The 16367-nt window shown below is 43.0% G+C and carries 15 protein-coding genes; 12 read left to right on the forward strand and 3 right to left on the reverse strand.

Features of this window, described 5'->3' with window-relative positions; genetic code table 11:
- Positions 1-82: 82 nt before the first annotated feature.
- The 3 genes from ACYH0O_RS06110 (at position 83) to ACYH0O_RS06120 (ending at position 2000) form a co-directional block, all read left to right on the forward strand.
- The gene (locus ACYH0O_RS06110; protein WP_482631615.1) at positions 83-523 is read left to right on the forward strand and encodes an NUDIX hydrolase; all 441 of its coding nucleotides are present in this window, start codon (positions 83-85) and stop codon (positions 521-523) included.
- Positions 524-603: 80 nt separating this feature from the next.
- Positions 604-789, forward strand: a complete 186-nt coding sequence (locus ACYH0O_RS06115; RefSeq protein WP_482631616.1) for a hypothetical protein — start codon at positions 604-606, stop codon at positions 787-789.
- A 431-nt stretch (positions 790-1220) separates the two neighbouring features.
- On the forward strand, positions 1221-2000 hold the full coding sequence (locus ACYH0O_RS06120; RefSeq protein WP_482631617.1) for an SDR family oxidoreductase: 780 nt from the start codon (positions 1221-1223) through the stop codon (positions 1998-2000).
- A 55-nt stretch (positions 2001-2055) separates the two neighbouring features.
- Here ACYH0O_RS06120 and ACYH0O_RS06125 read toward each other — a convergent pair whose 3' ends face one another.
- Positions 2056-2976, reverse strand: coding sequence for a helix-turn-helix domain-containing protein (locus tag ACYH0O_RS06125; RefSeq protein WP_482632508.1), 921 nt, complete (start codon positions 2974-2976; stop codon positions 2056-2058).
- A 180-nt stretch (positions 2977-3156) separates the two neighbouring features.
- A complete protein-coding gene (locus ACYH0O_RS06130; RefSeq protein WP_482631618.1) occupies positions 3157-3996 on the reverse strand; it encodes a LysR family transcriptional regulator in 840 nt (279 codons plus the stop codon).
- A gap of 103 nt (positions 3997-4099) precedes the next feature.
- On the opposite strand from ACYH0O_RS06130, the gene ACYH0O_RS06135 reads away from it, so the two are divergent.
- The 5 genes from ACYH0O_RS06135 to ACYH0O_RS06155 all read left to right on the forward strand — a co-directional run bounded on the left by ACYH0O_RS06135 (position 4100) and on the right by ACYH0O_RS06155 (position 10096).
- The gene (locus ACYH0O_RS06135; RefSeq protein ID WP_482631619.1) at positions 4100-4948 is read left to right on the forward strand and encodes a sulfite exporter TauE/SafE family protein; all 849 of its coding nucleotides are present in this window, start codon (positions 4100-4102) and stop codon (positions 4946-4948) included.
- 507 nt (positions 4949-5455) lie between these two features.
- On the forward strand, positions 5456-6745 hold the full coding sequence (locus ACYH0O_RS06140) for a M20 family metallo-hydrolase (RefSeq protein WP_482631620.1): 1290 nt from the start codon (positions 5456-5458) through the stop codon (positions 6743-6745).
- Positions 6746-6798: 53 nt separating this feature from the next.
- Positions 6799-8409: an amidohydrolase gene (locus ACYH0O_RS06145; protein WP_482631621.1), complete on the forward strand. Its 1611-nt coding sequence runs from the start codon at positions 6799-6801 to the stop codon at positions 8407-8409.
- A complete protein-coding gene (locus ACYH0O_RS06150; RefSeq protein ID WP_482631622.1) occupies positions 8406-8627 on the forward strand; it encodes a DUF3311 domain-containing protein in 222 nt (73 codons plus the stop codon). The genes ACYH0O_RS06145 and ACYH0O_RS06150 overlap by 4 nt, the downstream gene beginning before the upstream one ends.
- A complete protein-coding gene (locus ACYH0O_RS06155) occupies positions 8627-10096 on the forward strand; it encodes a sodium:solute symporter family protein (RefSeq protein ID WP_482631623.1) in 1470 nt (489 codons plus the stop codon). Before ACYH0O_RS06150 ends, ACYH0O_RS06155 begins: the two co-directional genes overlap by 1 nt.
- A gap of 162 nt (positions 10097-10258) precedes the next feature.
- Here the strand turns inward: ACYH0O_RS06155 and nagZ are convergent, their stop codons facing one another.
- Positions 10259-11947, reverse strand: coding sequence for a beta-N-acetylhexosaminidase (gene nagZ / locus ACYH0O_RS06160; protein ID WP_482631624.1), 1689 nt, complete (start codon positions 11945-11947; stop codon positions 10259-10261).
- A gap of 300 nt (positions 11948-12247) precedes the next feature.
- Here nagZ and ACYH0O_RS06165 point away from each other — a divergent pair, with 300 nt between their 5' ends.
- The 4 genes from ACYH0O_RS06165 (at position 12248) to ACYH0O_RS06180 (ending at position 16189) form a co-directional block, all read left to right on the forward strand.
- Complete coding sequence (locus ACYH0O_RS06165; RefSeq protein ID WP_482631625.1) at positions 12248-13537, forward strand: spore germination protein; 1290 nt, start codon at positions 12248-12250, stop codon at positions 13535-13537.
- Positions 13530-14603: a GerAB/ArcD/ProY family transporter gene (locus ACYH0O_RS06170; protein ID WP_482631626.1), complete on the forward strand. Its 1074-nt coding sequence runs from the start codon at positions 13530-13532 to the stop codon at positions 14601-14603. The genes ACYH0O_RS06165 and ACYH0O_RS06170 overlap by 8 nt, the downstream gene beginning before the upstream one ends.
- Positions 14600-15670, forward strand: a complete 1071-nt coding sequence (locus ACYH0O_RS06175; RefSeq protein ID WP_482631627.1) for a Ger(x)C family spore germination protein — start codon at positions 14600-14602, stop codon at positions 15668-15670. The genes ACYH0O_RS06170 and ACYH0O_RS06175 overlap by 4 nt, the downstream gene beginning before the upstream one ends.
- 72 nt (positions 15671-15742) lie before the next feature.
- Entirely contained in the window at positions 15743-16189 is a 447-nt protein-coding gene (locus tag ACYH0O_RS06180; RefSeq protein ID WP_482631628.1) for a hypothetical protein, read from the forward strand.
- Positions 16190-16367: the final 178 nt, after the last annotated feature.

Here is a 16367-nt window from a genome sequence, read left to right on the forward strand (position 1 = left end):
CAGTTTTTATAAAAACAACGATTGAACTCCTTATTCACTTTTGAAATAATTGGTAGTAATAAGGAAGAGGAGGAGAAGTTTCTTGATTTCAAATGATCAACGTACACAAACAATTTATTCACCACCCAAACACATCATCTCAGCAGCAACGATCGTACAGAATGAAAAAGGAGAAATCCTGTTAATCAAAGGTCCACGAAGAGGCTGGGAAATGCCGGGGGGACAGGTGGAAGAAGGCGAGTCACTGAAGGAAGCTGCTATCAGGGAAACGAAGGAAGAATCAGGGATAGATATCGAATTAGTCAAATTTTGCGGGGTGTTTCAGAATGTAAGCCGTTCGATCTGTAACACACTGTTTTTGGCAAGGCCGGTCGGAGGGAAACTTACAACTTCCTCGGAAAGTCTGGAAGTCGCGTTCTTTCCGGTTGAGGAAGCCTTGGATATGGTCAATTGGAAGAACTTCAGGGAGAGAATCGAATACTGTTTGGATGAAACGAAACACCCGTTTTATATCGATTTTTGATACAGGGAAGTACCATTAAGTTAATATCGAAATAAGGGATAAATCCTCTGTGCCTTCATACTCTGTATAAGGGGTGATGAATGATGTGGTGGTTTGTGATCCTGATAGTAGGAACTTTACTATTTGCTTTACTCATCGATATCAGGCGAAAGAAAAGGGGGAACGACCGACATGTACAGGGGATTCACCCTTCTGCTAAACCTGGTGAAGATCGGAATTACACCATGGGAGGGGGGCGTGACTCCGGTGGCGGCTCCGGGCATTGATCTGAAGAGCTCAGAAAATCTTTTCTGGGCTTCTTTCTTCTGTCAGTTTGCGAGATTAATAGATTATGAAGGAGATTCCCTATCAATTTCATTCCTTTTATCGAGATAAAAAGGAAGCTTTTACGATAACCATAGATTGTCTTTTGAAAAAAATTCCATTATACTTCGAAGTGAGAGATGTAGACGAAAGGGGACTTCAATCAGACATGTGGACAATCTTGTAATGATAAACGAGATCAATGGACTATGAACCTATCATTTTGACGGGAGAAGTGTGTCTGTTTGACCATCATTTACAAGGAGCGCCTGGTGTGATTGAATACCCAACACCTTGAGTGGATGCCTTGGTATCCACTTTTTTTTGTGTCGGGAACAAAATGCATCTCTTCATGACACCTTTTCGCTTCCTGAAAAAATAGGAGGAATATAAAGTGACCAATCTAAAAGGAAAAGTAGCGATCGTGACAGGAGCAAGTCGTTCAAAAGGAATAGGGTCAGCGATTTGCCGTTCGCTTGCAGGTGCCGGGGCAGATATTTTTTTTACCCATTGGACCGCGTTTGATGAGGCGAGTGGAAATGGAGTAGAGAATGAGTTTCCTAAAACCTTATGTGAAGAATTAAAACAAATGGATGTACGTGCCTTTCATATGGAGGTTGACCTGAGCGAAGACGGATCGCTGCGTCGAATAATGGATCGGGTGGAGGAAACTCTGGGAACACCAAGCGTACTAGTAAACAATGCGACATTCGAGTCACCGGCCAATTTCCGGACACTGAATAAAGACATTCTGGATAAACATTATCAAGTGAACAATAGCGGGACTCTCATGCTGACGATGGAGTTTGCGAAGAGATATGAAAAAGCCTTTCCTGAAAGAAAAGACGGGCGGATCATCAACATGGTATCAAAGGGTCCAGATCCAAATAATCTGGCCTATATCGCATCAAAAGGTATGTTGATTGCTATCACTGAGCCATTATCCGTTGGCCTCGCGCCAATTGGCATCACCGTCAATTCAATTGATCCGGGTCCGACCGATTCAGGGTGGATCAATGAAGAGTTAAGGAATCACTTACTTCCGATGTTTCCAATGGGACGTCTAGGTGAACCCGAGGATGCAGCAAAGTTGATCCGATTTTTAGCCAGCGATGACTCCGGGTGGATTACCGGGCAGCTGATAAAATCAGAGGGTGGTTTTTTGGGTAAGTAATAAGAGGGACTGACCTCCTGCATAGCGGAGGTCAGTCCCTCTTTTCCTGAGGAAATTATTTAGGGATTTTATCTTGAATGAATTTCTGGTCAATATAGGGCATGATCGGAATGATTTCACTTATTCCCTTTTCAGATATTGCGTCTAAGGCAAGTTCATTCAGGTACTCTTTCTTCAGGAATGGGGCGATTGCGACAATGGATTTAAGTCCGTTAAGCTTATACCCTTCTTTAGCACAATGAATGAGCATTTCCTCACTAATAAAGGGTGCCATGGAGGACAAAGCTTTCAGCCCCATCGGCTCAAATGCCTTTGCTGCGCACTCATCTATAACTTCTTTGCTGATAAATGGTGCCATGGAAGTTAAACCTTCCAGCCCATTTGATTCAAGTTCCATTTTGGCACATGAATCTATGATGTCCTGGCTGATGAAGGGAGCCAAGGAGGTCAAGGCTCTCAACCCATAGGATTTAGATTCCGTCTTTGCACATGCGTCAATGATATCCTGGCTGATATAGGTTGCTATTGACGATAATCCCTCCAGGCCCCTTGATTCAAATTCTTTTTTTGCCAATGCGTCAATCGAATCTTGGTTAATGTAAGGTGCTATTAATGAAAGTTCCTCTGCAGATAATTCACCCTTTACATTTTGATAGACCATGTCTGCCTGGTCTAATGTAAGAATAGGTGCCGCGTTTATAAATTCTTCCTTTTGGATGGGCTTGGAATCAGCTAATGTCTCGTTCTCAACTAGCTCTTTGACTAACTGTGTACCTTTACTATTTGTTAAAATGTCGTCGATGCTGACTTGAAATATCTTTGCAAGTTCAGGCAGTTTAGAGATATCGGGCATTGTCTGCCCCCGCTCCCAGTTGCTGATCGCTTGGAAACTGGTCCCTAACAGATCTGCAAGCGCCATCTGTGTAATGTTTTTTTCCTTCCTTAACTGCGCAATTTGTTTCCCTACTTTTTTCATATCGAACAAAACACTCACCTCATTTAATAGTATAAAGTAAGTTTAGCTTTTATAAAGGTGAAAACCTATCAAGTGTTGCTTGAGTTCCCAAAAACAACGGATTCAAGTGTGAGTTGAAAGGTGATGTGGCAGGTAAAACATAGGGACGGACCTCCAGCTTAGCGGAGGTCCGTCCCTATGTTAAGAAGGATTCTCAATCAATCCCACTAATTCCCTTACGATTGATCCGGATTTTGCATTTTCGGGATATACGGCATAAAATGGCCGGTAAATCACATAAGGATCAATCGGGACAAGCTTTCCTTGAAGCACTTCTTCTTTAACCATTGAGCTTGAAAGAAATGCAATCCCGAGGCCTCTTACGGCTAGTTGCTTTATTAAGTAATGACTGCTTGCTTCCAGGATTTCTGTTGGCACGATGCGTTCGGATCTTAGAAAATCGTCGGCATATTCCCTAGTTCCTGATCCGATTTCACGGAGGATGAGAGGGGTGGAAAGTAGATTCATTCGGCTGCTTGCGAAGAATCGCAGTTCATCCCGGCTGATTACTTCTAGATGAAAGGGCTCGAGTCCCCTTGTTCCCTCCACAAGGGCAAGATCAAGATCATGGTGATTCAGCGCCTCTACAATGGTTTCGTGATTGTGGATCATCAGTTGAAGGCGAACGTGTGGATAGAGAATCTTAATTTTTTTGACAAAGTCGGGAAGCAGTACATCACTGACGGTGTGAGTGGCCCCGATCCTTAATAGGATTACCTCAGTCTTTTGTGTGACCTGTTCCATCTTTCTCCACAGCTCCAACATCTTCTTTCCTTGCTCAAACACTTGAATTCCTGCGGGTGTTAATTGAAAAGCCTGATTGGTAGAGGACCGGTGGATGAGTTCGACTCCCAAGGCTTGTTCCATTTTCTTGATGTGGACACTGACGGTCGGTTGAGACAGATTCAGGAATTCACTTGTTTTCGTAAAATGCTGTAGCTGGGCGAGAGTGACAAAAGTTCGAATCCAGTCCAGTTGCATAAAGTCCCTCCATTACAAAACGTAATTGTCTGCATTAATATTATTCATTTCTATTATAGCCTAAGGGAATGTATAATGTTAAACGAAGGAAGTGACCAACAAAATGGAATGGTTTTTATTTATCATAGGTGGTGCAGTCATCGGTATCATTTCCGGTTTCTTTGGCATTGGAGGCGGGATAGTTCTGACGCCAACCTTACTTGTACTTGGCTATGAACCGAGCCAGGCGATTATTCTTTCCTTAATGCTGACATTAGGATCGACTGTGACAGGGACAATGTCTCACATTCGATTAAAAAATGTAAACCCGAGATTAGCGGTTCTCCTCGGGGGATTCGGAGTGCTCGGGTCAGTCATAACCGTGCCATTCGTGAAGTGGCTCGATACGATGAATGGAGCTTCTACGGTTATCTCCATTGTCTATATTGGAATATTAAGCTGGTTTTCTTATCAGTTTTTAAGCAAACGACAAAAGGAAGCAAAAGCGAAAGGAGCATCTGCGGCTCCCTTGATTGGCCTGTTCACTGGTGTTATCTCGTCTCTTATGGGAGTCAGCGGTGGATTTGTCATGACCCCGCTCCTCTCGAAATGGCTGAAGCTTGATCTTACCAAAGCGATCGGAACCAGCATATCGGCAGCTTCCATCATTGTGTTATCGGGAATCGGCTCGTACCTGTATGCAGGGGAAGCACTCGATTATCGTCATGGAATCATGCTGATCATCGGAGCCTTGATCGGAACCCCGATCGGCTCAATCCAGCTGAAACGATTTTCAGGTGTGTCTGTCAAAAAGATGCTGGCTGTTTTGTACATGGTGGTCGCGGTCAGCGTGATTTTCAAGATGTTATCCATTTCCTCTGTCTCACTGGGACTGATTGTGGCATCCGTGCTTGTGTTCTTTGGAATGTTGATTTATTCACAGCAGCGATCAAAGAGAGCAGAAAATTATTGATTTGGCTGAAAGCTGGAAGACTGTTGAGCAAGCGGTTAACCACGTTAGTTCTGACGATGAGATGCATATCGAAGTAGAGAGGTCATTCGCATAGCGAGTGGCCTCTCTACTTTATTGCGGCGCTTAATGATATATTTTTCAATTTATGTAAATCGGATGGTTTTTTTAAAACGGACAGATTATCTTTTCCAGAGAGAGGGATCTAGTAGCTAAAAGTGGAGCTATATTTGCGAAAACCCCTGTGTAAATCGCTTCATTTTCAAAAGACTGGCAGGATTAAGTGAGAATGTTCTAGAAACTAGTCTAAATAGGGGAGTGGATGTCGAAAGGGGGTAGGTGTCCGATTTTCAGTTAATAGAGGTCTCTATTGATTTTTCTGAAATTTCATTCTTTTTGTCATTCTGTACAAATTGCCAGTTCTTTTATAGACATTGTGTCTAATGATAAACAAGCTGTTTCAAAATAAACTTTAATTAGGTTGATAAAAATGAAATAAAGGATGATCCTATGTCAATCAATCGAGAAAGATTAAAGCGTCATCTAGAGGAATTAGCAGAAATAGGGAAAATAGGGGAGACAGGCGTTTGCCGTTTGGCCCATTCCAAGGAGGATCGCCAGGCGGTGGAAGTGGTGAAAGGCTGGATGGAAGAGGCGGGTTTGACGGCAAAGATTGACGGCTTCGGGAATTTGATTGGAAGGATAGAAGGTGCCGACAAGGATAAACCGATACTTATGCTGGGCTCACATATTGATTCTCAGCCATATGGAGGGAGATTCGACGGGACAGCTGGTGCACTGGGAGCGATCGAAGTGGTTCACACAATGAAGGACAATGGAATCGTCCCGGACCGGACCATTGAAGTGATTTGTTTTTCCGATGAAGAGGGCTGCCGGTTTAACAAAGGAGTATTTGGGGTCCGAGCTATAGCCGGGATGCTGGAAGAAGGCGAACTGGACCGTAAAGACAAGCAGGGTGTGACTAGAAGAGAGGCGTTGAAGGAATTCGGGGTAGAACCGGATGTAACCGCAAGTCCGGTGTACGAGAAGGGGGATATCGCAGCGTTTCTCGAGTTACATATCGAGCAGGGGCCGGTCCTTGAAGAAAAGGGGAAACCCGTTGGCATTGTATCAGGCATCTCCGGACCAATCTGGCTGACGGTTACACTTGAAGGATTTGCGGGTCATGCGGGTTCGGTGCCGATGACGATGAGGCAGGATGCACTTGTCGGGGCTTCGGAAATCATCCGGAAATTCGATGAATTGGTTAAAAAAGAAGGTACCGAAACAACGGTCGGAACGGTTGGCAGCATGCAGGTGTTCCCGAACTCAAGAAATATCATTGCAGAAAAGGTGGAGTTCACCGTAGACCTTCGTGATATAGACGTTGAAGCGCGCACGAAACTCGAGGGAAAACTCTATCAAATCATCGAAGAAACTACTTCTGGTTACAACCTTAAATACGAGATCAAAGAAGATACCCGGAGCGAGCCAAGATATTGTGCAGACTGGATCAAGAACATTATGAGAGAGGAAGATGAAAAGCTCGGGATGGATTCACCGACCTTAATGAGCGGCCCCTTCCATGATGCTTTATTCATGTCCTATATAAGCGATTACGGGATGATCTTCGTCCGCTGCGATAAAGGCATCAGCCACAATCCACTGGAGTTTGCGGAGATGGATGATATTGAAAAAGGGGTGGAGCTCCTTTACGCCACGGCATCGAGGATTTGTCAAGGGGATGGGGACAGGCACCTTGTCCCAAAAGACGGCTCGGCTGCTATTCATGAAAAGTAAGAGAAGACTGGGACGAGGGACCTGTCCCTCTGTCCCATTTGGGAGGTGATTGTTTGAGAGCGACGATGCTCTTTATAAATGGAGAAGTGGTTACTGTGAATTCTGAATTTTCCGTGAAAGAAGCGGTTGCCATTAAGGATAATAAAATACTCGCAGTCGGCACGAATGAAGAAATTTTACCATATGCAGGTGAAGAAACGAAGATTGTGAATTTGGAAGGAAGAAGTCTCCTGCCTGGCTTTATTGACGCCCATGCCCACCTCGAACTTTATGGAACCAATAAGCTTGGGGTGAATGGCAAAGAGGCAGTGAGTATAAAAGAACTCCTCGGGAAGTTGAAGGAGAAAGCACGATTAACTCCAAAGGGAGAATGGGTACGGGGTTGGGGATATAACCAAAACACCCTTATAGAGGGAAGGCATATAACTCGGTGGGATCTTGATGAGGTTTCCACCGAACACCCGATTATTGTGGTTCGGACATGCGGGCACATATCCTGCGTCAATACGAGAGCGCTTGAGCTTGCGGGTGTTCATCCTGAAACACAAGACCCGAATGGAGGAAAATACGGCCGTGAAAATGGCGAATTAACCGGACTGCTGTTAGAAGCCGCACATATGAACATGTTTCTTTTAGCCAATTATTCTGAAGAGGAAGTGGAGCAGGGATTGGCCCTCGCTTCCCAGGATTATTTGGGAAAAGGAATTACGAGTGTCCATGATGCCGGGGGATATGGGCCAGAACATATTCGATTCCTTCAAAAAGCAGTAGGAGCAAAGAAAGTAAAGCAGAGGGTATACGCATTATACGGCTCGCTGCATGATTCTGTAGAAATGGTGGAGAAAGGCCTGGTAAGCGGAATCGGGACAGGCCTTGGGGATGAGTGGATGAAAATCGGTCCCGCCAAAGTGTTTATCGATGGAAGTAGCAGTGGTCCTACTGCTAAGACAAGGGAGCCATACTCGAGCAATCCCAATGACTCAGGCATTTTATATTTGAAGCAGGAAGAAATAAATGAGTCCCTCGGAAAAGCGCATGAAGCGGGGTGGCAAATCACCGCACATGCCATCGGGGACAAAGCGGTTGAAATGATGATTGAAGCCATTCGCCATGCTCTTGAACGACATCCCCGAAAAAATCATCGTCACCGTATTGAACATTCCGGTATGACCCCACCGGACCTCATTCATCAGATAAAAGAGTTGGAGATTGTTCCGATACCAAATCCAGCCTTCATTTATGAATTCGGAGACGGCTACTTGAAAGATTATGGAGAACGAGTAGACATCATGTTCCCATTAAAGAGCTTTTCAGAAGCACAGGTTCCTTTTGCCATCGGCTCTGACAGTCCCATCACCTTCGTGGATCCACTCCACGGGATTTACTCAACTGTCACCCGCATGAGTAAGTCCGGTGAAGTGATAGGGGCCAGTCAACGAATCACCATAGGGGAAGCGATTAAGGCCTATACATGGAACGGTGCATATGCAAGCTCTGAAGAGACAATAAAAGGCAGCATTGAAGCCGGGAAGCTTGCCGATCTGGTTGTGTTGAATGAATCGATTTTACACTGTGAACCTGAAAGATTACGAGAGTTAAAAGTAGAGTTAACGATCCTTGATGGGAAAGTGGAATATGCAGCAGAAAAGGAGGGTGTCTTATGAGTAAAAGCAAGTTTACGAAAATCTATTGCTTGTCTCTGATTTTACCGTTTCTACTATTGATTTTCCCCTTGTTTTCAATCGGAAACAGGGCAACCCCGATCATCATGGGGATGCCGTTTTCAGTATTCTGGGTAATTTTATGGATAATTATTACCTTTTTGATCGTTCTTGTACTCTATCGAATCGATCCTGACAAAGATGAAGAGGAGGTCAATTAATGGCAGATTGGCAGATTGCAATGATCATGATGATCGGCTACCTTGTGATTGCATTAGTGGTTGGTGTGATGGCAGGAAGAGGTCATGATAAAAATTCTTTAGATGAGTTTACCGTGGCAGGCGGAGGCCTCGGATTGGTTGTGATGTGGTTCCTGATGGGAGGAGCTGTATTTAGTGCCTTTTCATTTCTTGGCGCTCCCGGGTGGGCATATTCCAAAGGAGCACCTGCACTTTATATATTAACTTATACCGCTTTTGCGATTCTCCCATGGTACATCATCGGTCCGAAAATCGGGAAAATCGGCCGTAAATTCAATATATACACAGTATCAGGCTTTATGAAAAAACGGTATGGAGGCAAAACCCTGCCTATCTTAATCGGTGTCATTGCGTTACTCGCTTCCATTCAATACCTTGCCACGCAGATGAAAGGGATGGCCTACATCTTCAATATCATGACAGAAGGACGTATTCCCCTTTGGCTCGGAGCCCTGCTCGCGTATGGAATCGTAGTCGTCTATGTTGCAACTGGTGGATTGCGGGCAGCGGCATGGTCTGATGTGTTCCAGGGGATCTTAATGATTGTCATCTCGTGGGTAGTCGGCCTTGCGATTGTGAATAAGCTTCACGACAGCGTGGGTGGGATGTTTGCAAACCTCGTTCAGGACAACCCTGCCTTTTTTGAAATCGGAAATGAAGGGTCCACCATGTCAGGAACAGCTTATACGACCACGATTCTCGTATCTCTCATAGGGTTCTTAATGTGGCCACACCTATTTTCAAAGTCATATGCATCCAATGCACGTACGATAAAGAAAACCGTATTGGTGTATCCGATCTTTGCCCTGTTTCTTATCCCGCTATTATTTGTTGGCTTTTCCGCAGTGAATGTAGTCAATCCAGCTGACATAGGAGCACCGGATGAAATTCTTCCTTACCTGATCACCACAATCCTTAGCCTTCCCGGTTGGGTATACGGGCTTGTGGGTGCAGGAGCGTTAGCTGCAGCCATGTCTACGGCAGACGCCATCACCCACAGTGCCTCACTGGAATTTACGGACGGGGTCATCAAGAATGTAAAACCCGACCTTTCTGATAAAACCACATTGCTTCTGATGAGAATCGGTGTGTTTGTGGTCGGGGGACTTGCTTACTTTATCACCGTATTCGGGGGTCAGGGGCTCATCGCCCTATTGCTCGGAGCTTATGGCTCCATCGTTCAATTCGCACCCGGCGTATACGGAGCCCTCTATTCGAAAAGAGTGACCGGCCCGGCTGTTATCACAGGACTTATCCTCGGAACATTTGTAAACTACTATTACCAGCTAGTCGCAGAGACCACACCTTTCGAAATCCATGCAGGTATTCTTGGATTGATCTGCAACATCTTCATCGTCATCGTGGTCAGTGCTTTCACCCAGCAAAAAAGTATCAGGATTGCTGAAGAGTATCGCAATATCGGATCCTAATGGGACAGGCACTTTTTTTTTTCTGTGATAGCTGACGTAGCTGCCCTAGGTGGCACCAAGATAAAACCTTGAAAAAGAAATAACCAAGAATGTTGAATCAACATTCTTGGTTATTTGGTTTTGATCGTTTTTCTAATTATGACTTTTTAGACAACCCCTAGTTTATTGCTCGATCTTCTTTTTAATGGACTCAATCGATTGGTTAAGCTGCTTTAAGTCAACCTCTCCTGTTTGGATATCCTCCAGTTTGTATGCTTGTTTCAATTCAATGATACGGCTGACACTGGCGTCTATTCGACCCTCGGATATTTCCCCGTTTTGGACTGCCTTTTTAAGTGCGTCAATTGCCGCGAGAGCTTTATTATAATCATGTGCGATTAGGATTAGGTCGCTGCCCGCCTTTACGGATTGAACGGTCGCTTGGCCCATCCCGTAGTTGTTCGTAATTGCTTTCATTGTCATATCATCAGTGATCACGACCCCGTTGTAGTTCAGCTTCTTCCGTAAAAGGTCTGTGATAACGTTCTTGGATAATGACGATGGATAGGTGTCATCGATCTTGGGAAGCAGGATATGAGCAACCATGACGAGATCAGCTCCATTGTTGATGGCCTCCTTGAATGGAATCAGTTCCAGGGATTCGAGTTCTTGAATGCTTTTGTTGACAACCGGAAGCTCCAGGTGTGAATCAACGGAGGTATCCCCGTGGCCAGGGAAGTGCTTGATGGTTGAAAGAATTCCCTCGGATTGAATTCCTCTCATTGTTTGAATCCCTAATTCACTGACGATATCAGGGTGATCGCTAAAGGATCGATCGCCGATTACCGGGTTATTTGGGTTACTGTTCACGTCGAGAACGGGAGCGAAATCCAGATTGAACCCATACTCTTTTAATTCCTTTCCGAGAATCGTTCCTACTTCAAAGGAAACATCCGGATCGTTTAAGGCTCCTATCTTTTTGTTTGTAGGAAAGTTCACAAGCCCTCCAGGTAATCTTGTGACCTTCCCGCCTTCCTGATCGACACTTAATAGGAGTGGTAATGGATTATTGACGTTGTCTTTTTTCATATTATTAAGGAATTGGACCGTTTGACGGGGTCCTGACAAATTATCGGAGAAAAAGATAAAGCCCCCTACTTTGTGCTGCTGGATTAGGGTTTTCGTGTTTTCACCATCCTGAGTTCCATTCACACCGGCTATGATCATTTGGCCGATCTTTTCATCCAGGCTCATAGTAGAAAGGATATCTGATTCGCCCGTGTCGACTTTCTCTAAGGAGATAACGGAAATGTGATCTACTTTGGGATTTTTATTTTCAGTTGATGGTTTCGGCAATATCCATTTTAATTGGTAAAGGGAATTCACATCATAGATGAAAATGACCTGGTCATGTGAAGCATCCTTGTAATATTTTGTCGCATCGGGATTGCCACTGACTTCTTTAATGTCATTGAGTCGAATCAGCTGCAGTGCAGGGTCAAAAGAGCGCACTTCAAAAATTACGTTATCTTTGAAGCCGACTGTCGTAGAATACTTGGAGAAATCTTCGTAAATACCGGCTTCGGCTTGAACGGAATTGTCTGGTTTTCCCCATTTATCTGTTATGTCATCCATCTTTGTCAGCCCTGCTATGAAGGGGATATTCGGCACTTTTCCCTCTTCAGCCGCGGATACGACTTCTTTTACAGAAGCCATTGGTGAAGAATCATCTTCGCCATGATCCGGGTCTTCTTGGGATGAATGTTCGGAAGGTTGATTCTGATCCCTATTTTTTTCGATAAAAAAATAGTTTAGAGTGATCAAAATAAGAGTTAGAGATAAAAGGAGATAAATGATTTTTTTATAGGACATAAAATTCATCCTTTCTTTAATGGAGAATCCCTTTATAAAGGTAACATTACAGTACTATCCCTATAGATTGAATGACATTTTTAAGCCTGCTGATGCGAAAGTAGAGTCATTTTGAATGCCATTTTTTTTAGTTTCTTCTCCATCATGTATCTTGTTCTATTTCTTTTAATCATAAACGTATATAAATGGTAATTAATAGGGCGTATAGGCTATCCTTACATAATACTAACCTCCATATACATATTCAGCTTTGAATCGGGGATAGTATTTAAGAGATATGTATAGAAGGAGCCAATTATTATGGATTCTTTTTTAGTGGAAATCGATGCATCGATAGGGGGAAATGATGATTTTTTTCAAGTTCATCAAGATTTTGGCGACTTCTCCTTTTTATTGATGGGGCTTAAAAGTCTTATAGATGTGCAGAAAACGATCCAAGCGATCGAAGAACAAGTTAGTTCAGGGACGATGGGTGAGTTGCTTCATGATGGAGAGGAAGTCATTGAAGCGATTTTAGAAGGGAAGCTGATCATCTCCAGTGTGGTGGAAAATGGGTCTTTCTTCAGTATGGACGCAGTGGCAAAGACGCTGAATCGTTCAATTGAGCCACCTACCAATGAAAATACCCTCCAAGGACCATTGAGTTCTTTCAATGAGGACATCGATACAAACATTGGCATTATACGCAAAGAGATTGTTTCAAAAGACTTGAATGTAAGATCCTTTTCAGGAGGGGGCGGACAGAAAAGAACGCTTTCTGTAGTGTATCGTAAAGATAGCGCAGATAGGGATTATGTTAGCCGGGTCATCCATCAGGTCGAGTCCAATATGGATCAACCACTTCATACCATACAAGATGTGACGAAGATGTTAGGATTGTCGACCCGTACCCTGATTTCGCCCTTCAACACAACAGAGGCACCACAAGAAGTATACAGGAGTCTGGAAAAAGGAAAACTTGTATTACTTCTGGATAGAACGCCTTTTGCTCTTATTCTTCCAAGTGACTTTTGGGATATGTTCTTCCTTGAGAATGATCGGAATTTCTCTTTCCCTATCATGGTGTCCATGAGGCTGCTCAGGATTATCGGTACATTGCTTGCCCTTGTCTTACCAGGGCTGTATGTCGCGTTAGTCGCTGTTAATCCTGAGATGCTCCGTATTGAATTAGCATTATCTGTTGCTCAGACCCGTGAAGGTGTCCCTTACCCGGCATTTGTTGAGACCATTTTCATGCTTCTTATACTTGAATTGATATTGGAGGCGAGTATCAGGCTTCCGAAAAGCATCGGTCCTACCATTACGATGGTGGGAGGGATCATTCTGGGTCAGGCCGTAGTCGAGGCGAGATTAGTAAGTAATTTACTGATCATCATATTAGCAGCCACTACGATTGCCAACTCTACCATAATTGGATTTCAAAATTCCATCTCCATCCGAATCTTTAAATATCTTATCTTGATTCTTTCTTCGATTTTTGGTGTATTCGGTATATTGGCAGGATTATTCGCAGTATGTGCATACTTAGCTGGTATAAGCACTTTTGGGGTGCCTTACCTCAAGATTAAAGGAGTTAGTAAAAGTGGATAAAAGTTTGTATGTTGTCATCATGTACATTTTAACCCACATAGGACTTATTCTATTTCTGTATCCTAGCAATATCATTGACAGCTCATCTCAAGGACAATGGATTCCGATCATTATCGGAGTCATCGTACATTTCATCATTTTATTCTTGCTATTGACGGGACTTGATCGTTTCCCGCACCAAGATATCATCACTATTTATCTGGGTGCCGGCAAGTTGATGACATTCATTTTTCTGTTCCCCACTCTCCTCTATTTTTTAATGGCTAACATCATAACGGTCCGGGCGTATTCAGAAGTTGTTACCATTGTATTTCTATCAAACACTCCCTTATGGGCGATCATGGCATTGCTGGTTATCTTATCATGTTATTTGGCTATTAAGGGAGTGGAAGCGATCTTTCGTACAGGTATACTTCTCTTTTTTTTATTATTCCCATTGGTTTTCTTTATATTGGTGGTTGCGTTTCAGAATGTGGATTGGCATTATGTATACCCTTTATGGAATGAAGACTTCTCTTTTTTGACTGACTCCTCTTATCTCAGAAGCTTCTTTGCCATTGGTGGTGTATTCCTGTTTATAGGGTTTGTAAGACCGATCATTCCATATAAAAGGAATAAAGTATTGCTTGCTGCGGTTGCCCTCATTCCCATTTTTATCATATCTGTATATATTCCCGTCCTTACATTTGGCCAGGCGACAGCATCTACATTTATGTTCCCTTTCGTTATGACAGTCGATGCCATCAATATAACATGGCTTATGTTCGATCGACTGACCATGTTTTTCTTACTAAGTATAGTCATTTTTATATTGTTGTTTATCTCACTCGTATTATGGATGAGTGTAAGGATCATAAATAAATGTTTGCTGCCAACCATGAAACCATCCTATTTAGTAATAGCGATATCACTCATCATCTACATCATATGTTTGTGGATTCCGAATTGGAGTGACGTTGAACAGCTCTTTAAATGGAATACTTCCTTAAGATTCTATGTCATCTTTGGAGTCCCCATTTCAATTTGTATTCTTGGTGTCAAAGCAAGGAAGGAGGGTGAAAGTTGAGGTGTAAAAAAGCGGTTATCTGGCTTTTTCTCTTATTAATAGTTTTCATGATGAGTGGCTGTTGGGATACCAGGGATATTAATCATCGGGTGATGCCAGTTGTCATAGGCATCTCCAAGGATAGTGATCAATATAGAGTATTTCTGCAGATTCCTCACCCTCAGCAGAATATCATACAAACGAAAGTGGTTGTTGGTGTTGGTGAAACAATTAATGAAGTTATAGATAATATTAGTGCTGACATGGAAAGCAGTGTCGATTTGCTTCACGTAAAGGTAATTGTCATCGATCGACATCTTGCAGAAGAAGGTATGAAAGATCTTATATCAGGCATTATGAGGTCGAGGGATGTATCTTCGAAAGCATTGGTTGCCATATGTAACGACGATATTGACCAATTTTTCGAAAGTATGGAGACAAAAACCTCTCCACGCGGGACGACTCTTTTGGATTTCTTTGAAAAGAATGCCGGTTGGGACCCGCAGGTTGCTTTAACCAGGGTTTGGGAGGTATATAGAAGTATCCACTCTTATACCCGGGATGTGGCCATCCCAATGCTCCGGCTTGGAGAGACGACGTTAGTGGACCATGTGGGATCAGCGGTGATAAAGAACGGAAGAATGGTGGAAGAAATCAATGCTAATGAAACCCTTCTTTTTAATGCATTTAACGGTGAAAGCACTAAAGGGAAAATAGAGGTGCTCAATGAAGGAAGTGTCTTGATCTTAGGGAATACGATGGAGCATGTAAGTGAGGTGCAGGAAGGAAACCCATTCTTATATTCCAAAATTAAGTTGGATGTCATGATACTGGAAACAAAAGGGGATCCTACACAGAAAATGATTGAAAAGGGATTGGAAAAGCTTCTCACAGGACGTTTGAATAAGATGTTCACCAAGCTCCAGAATAGCGAGGCGGATATATTAGGACTGGGCCAATTTTTCAGAAAAGAAATACCGAGGATGGACTTAAAGGATTGGAGATCGAAGTATTATCAAAACTTGTCCACAGACTTTGTAGTTGATGTCGATATTCGGAATTCCGGGAATTTAAAGAACCCAGACTAAGCACATAATTTCCTTGTGTTTCAGCATTATAAGGAGACATATCTTTTTAACCGATATAGGGGTTGATTTAGCTTGATGGTAGTATGGGGACTCATTGTCTTTTTAGTAGTTGCTCTGATGATCATGCCAAAGAGGTTAACCGTTAGGGAAAATCTCATCATGTTTCCGTTCGTTGGATATTTTGCCGCAGTGGCACATATTCTGGTAGGACTTATGTTAGATTATGTGGATTTTGGACAAACCAAAAGTGTGGAATTTTCCGATTTTGCACTGGTTGTCTTTACTCCCTCGTTCATTGCACTTTTATTTTTGAATTTTATGAAACCGGATAAGCCTTTGTTTTATGTACTCCTTTGGACAATTTTCTCCTTCTTTTTAGAAATATTACTTAGTTTTAACGGTTATATGAAGCATTTAGAGTGGGAAATTTGGTATTCCATCCCCGTTTATGTAGTGGCATTCTTTTTGCTGCATTGGTTTTTTCAACATGTAGTCCGAAATGGATCTCAAGGCTCATAGGTTGTGTTTGTACATTGTACTTAAAAGATAGGGAGTTCTGCTAATACCAGAAATCATCCCTATCTTTTTTCGCTCATTTTTTGGGAATGCAGAAAATGAAACAACCTTTGTACACTATTTGTTTAACTTTTTCTTTCCAATTATGCATGTACATAGTACAGTACTTTTATAAGCGTAT

The sequence above is a fragment of the Rossellomorea sp. H136 genome (assembly GCF_056838065.1).

Coding starts and splice junctions, on each gene's coding strand:
- ACYH0O_RS06115 (WP_482631616.1), top strand. CDS start 604: ATGATGTGGTGGTTTGTGATCCTGATAGTAGGAACTTTACTATTTGCT.
- ACYH0O_RS06150 (WP_482631622.1), top strand. CDS start 8,406: ATGAGTAAAAGCAAGTTTACGAAAATCTATTGCTTGTCTCTGATTTTA.
- ACYH0O_RS06125 (WP_482632508.1), bottom strand. CDS start 2,976: ATGAAAAAAGTAGGGAAACAAATTGCGCAGTTAAGGAAGGAAAAAAAC.
- ACYH0O_RS06140 (WP_482631620.1), top strand. CDS start 5,456: ATGTCAATCAATCGAGAAAGATTAAAGCGTCATCTAGAGGAATTAGCA.
- ACYH0O_RS06130 (WP_482631618.1), bottom strand. CDS start 3,996: ATGCAACTGGACTGGATTCGAACTTTTGTCACTCTCGCCCAGCTACAG.
- ACYH0O_RS06155 (WP_482631623.1), top strand. CDS start 8,627: ATGGCAGATTGGCAGATTGCAATGATCATGATGATCGGCTACCTTGTG.
- nagZ (WP_482631624.1), bottom strand. CDS start 11,947: ATGTCCTATAAAAAAATCATTTATCTCCTTTTATCTCTAACTCTTATT.
- ACYH0O_RS06135 (WP_482631619.1), top strand. CDS start 4,100: ATGGAATGGTTTTTATTTATCATAGGTGGTGCAGTCATCGGTATCATT.
- ACYH0O_RS06165 (WP_482631625.1), top strand. CDS start 12,248: ATGGATTCTTTTTTAGTGGAAATCGATGCATCGATAGGGGGAAATGAT.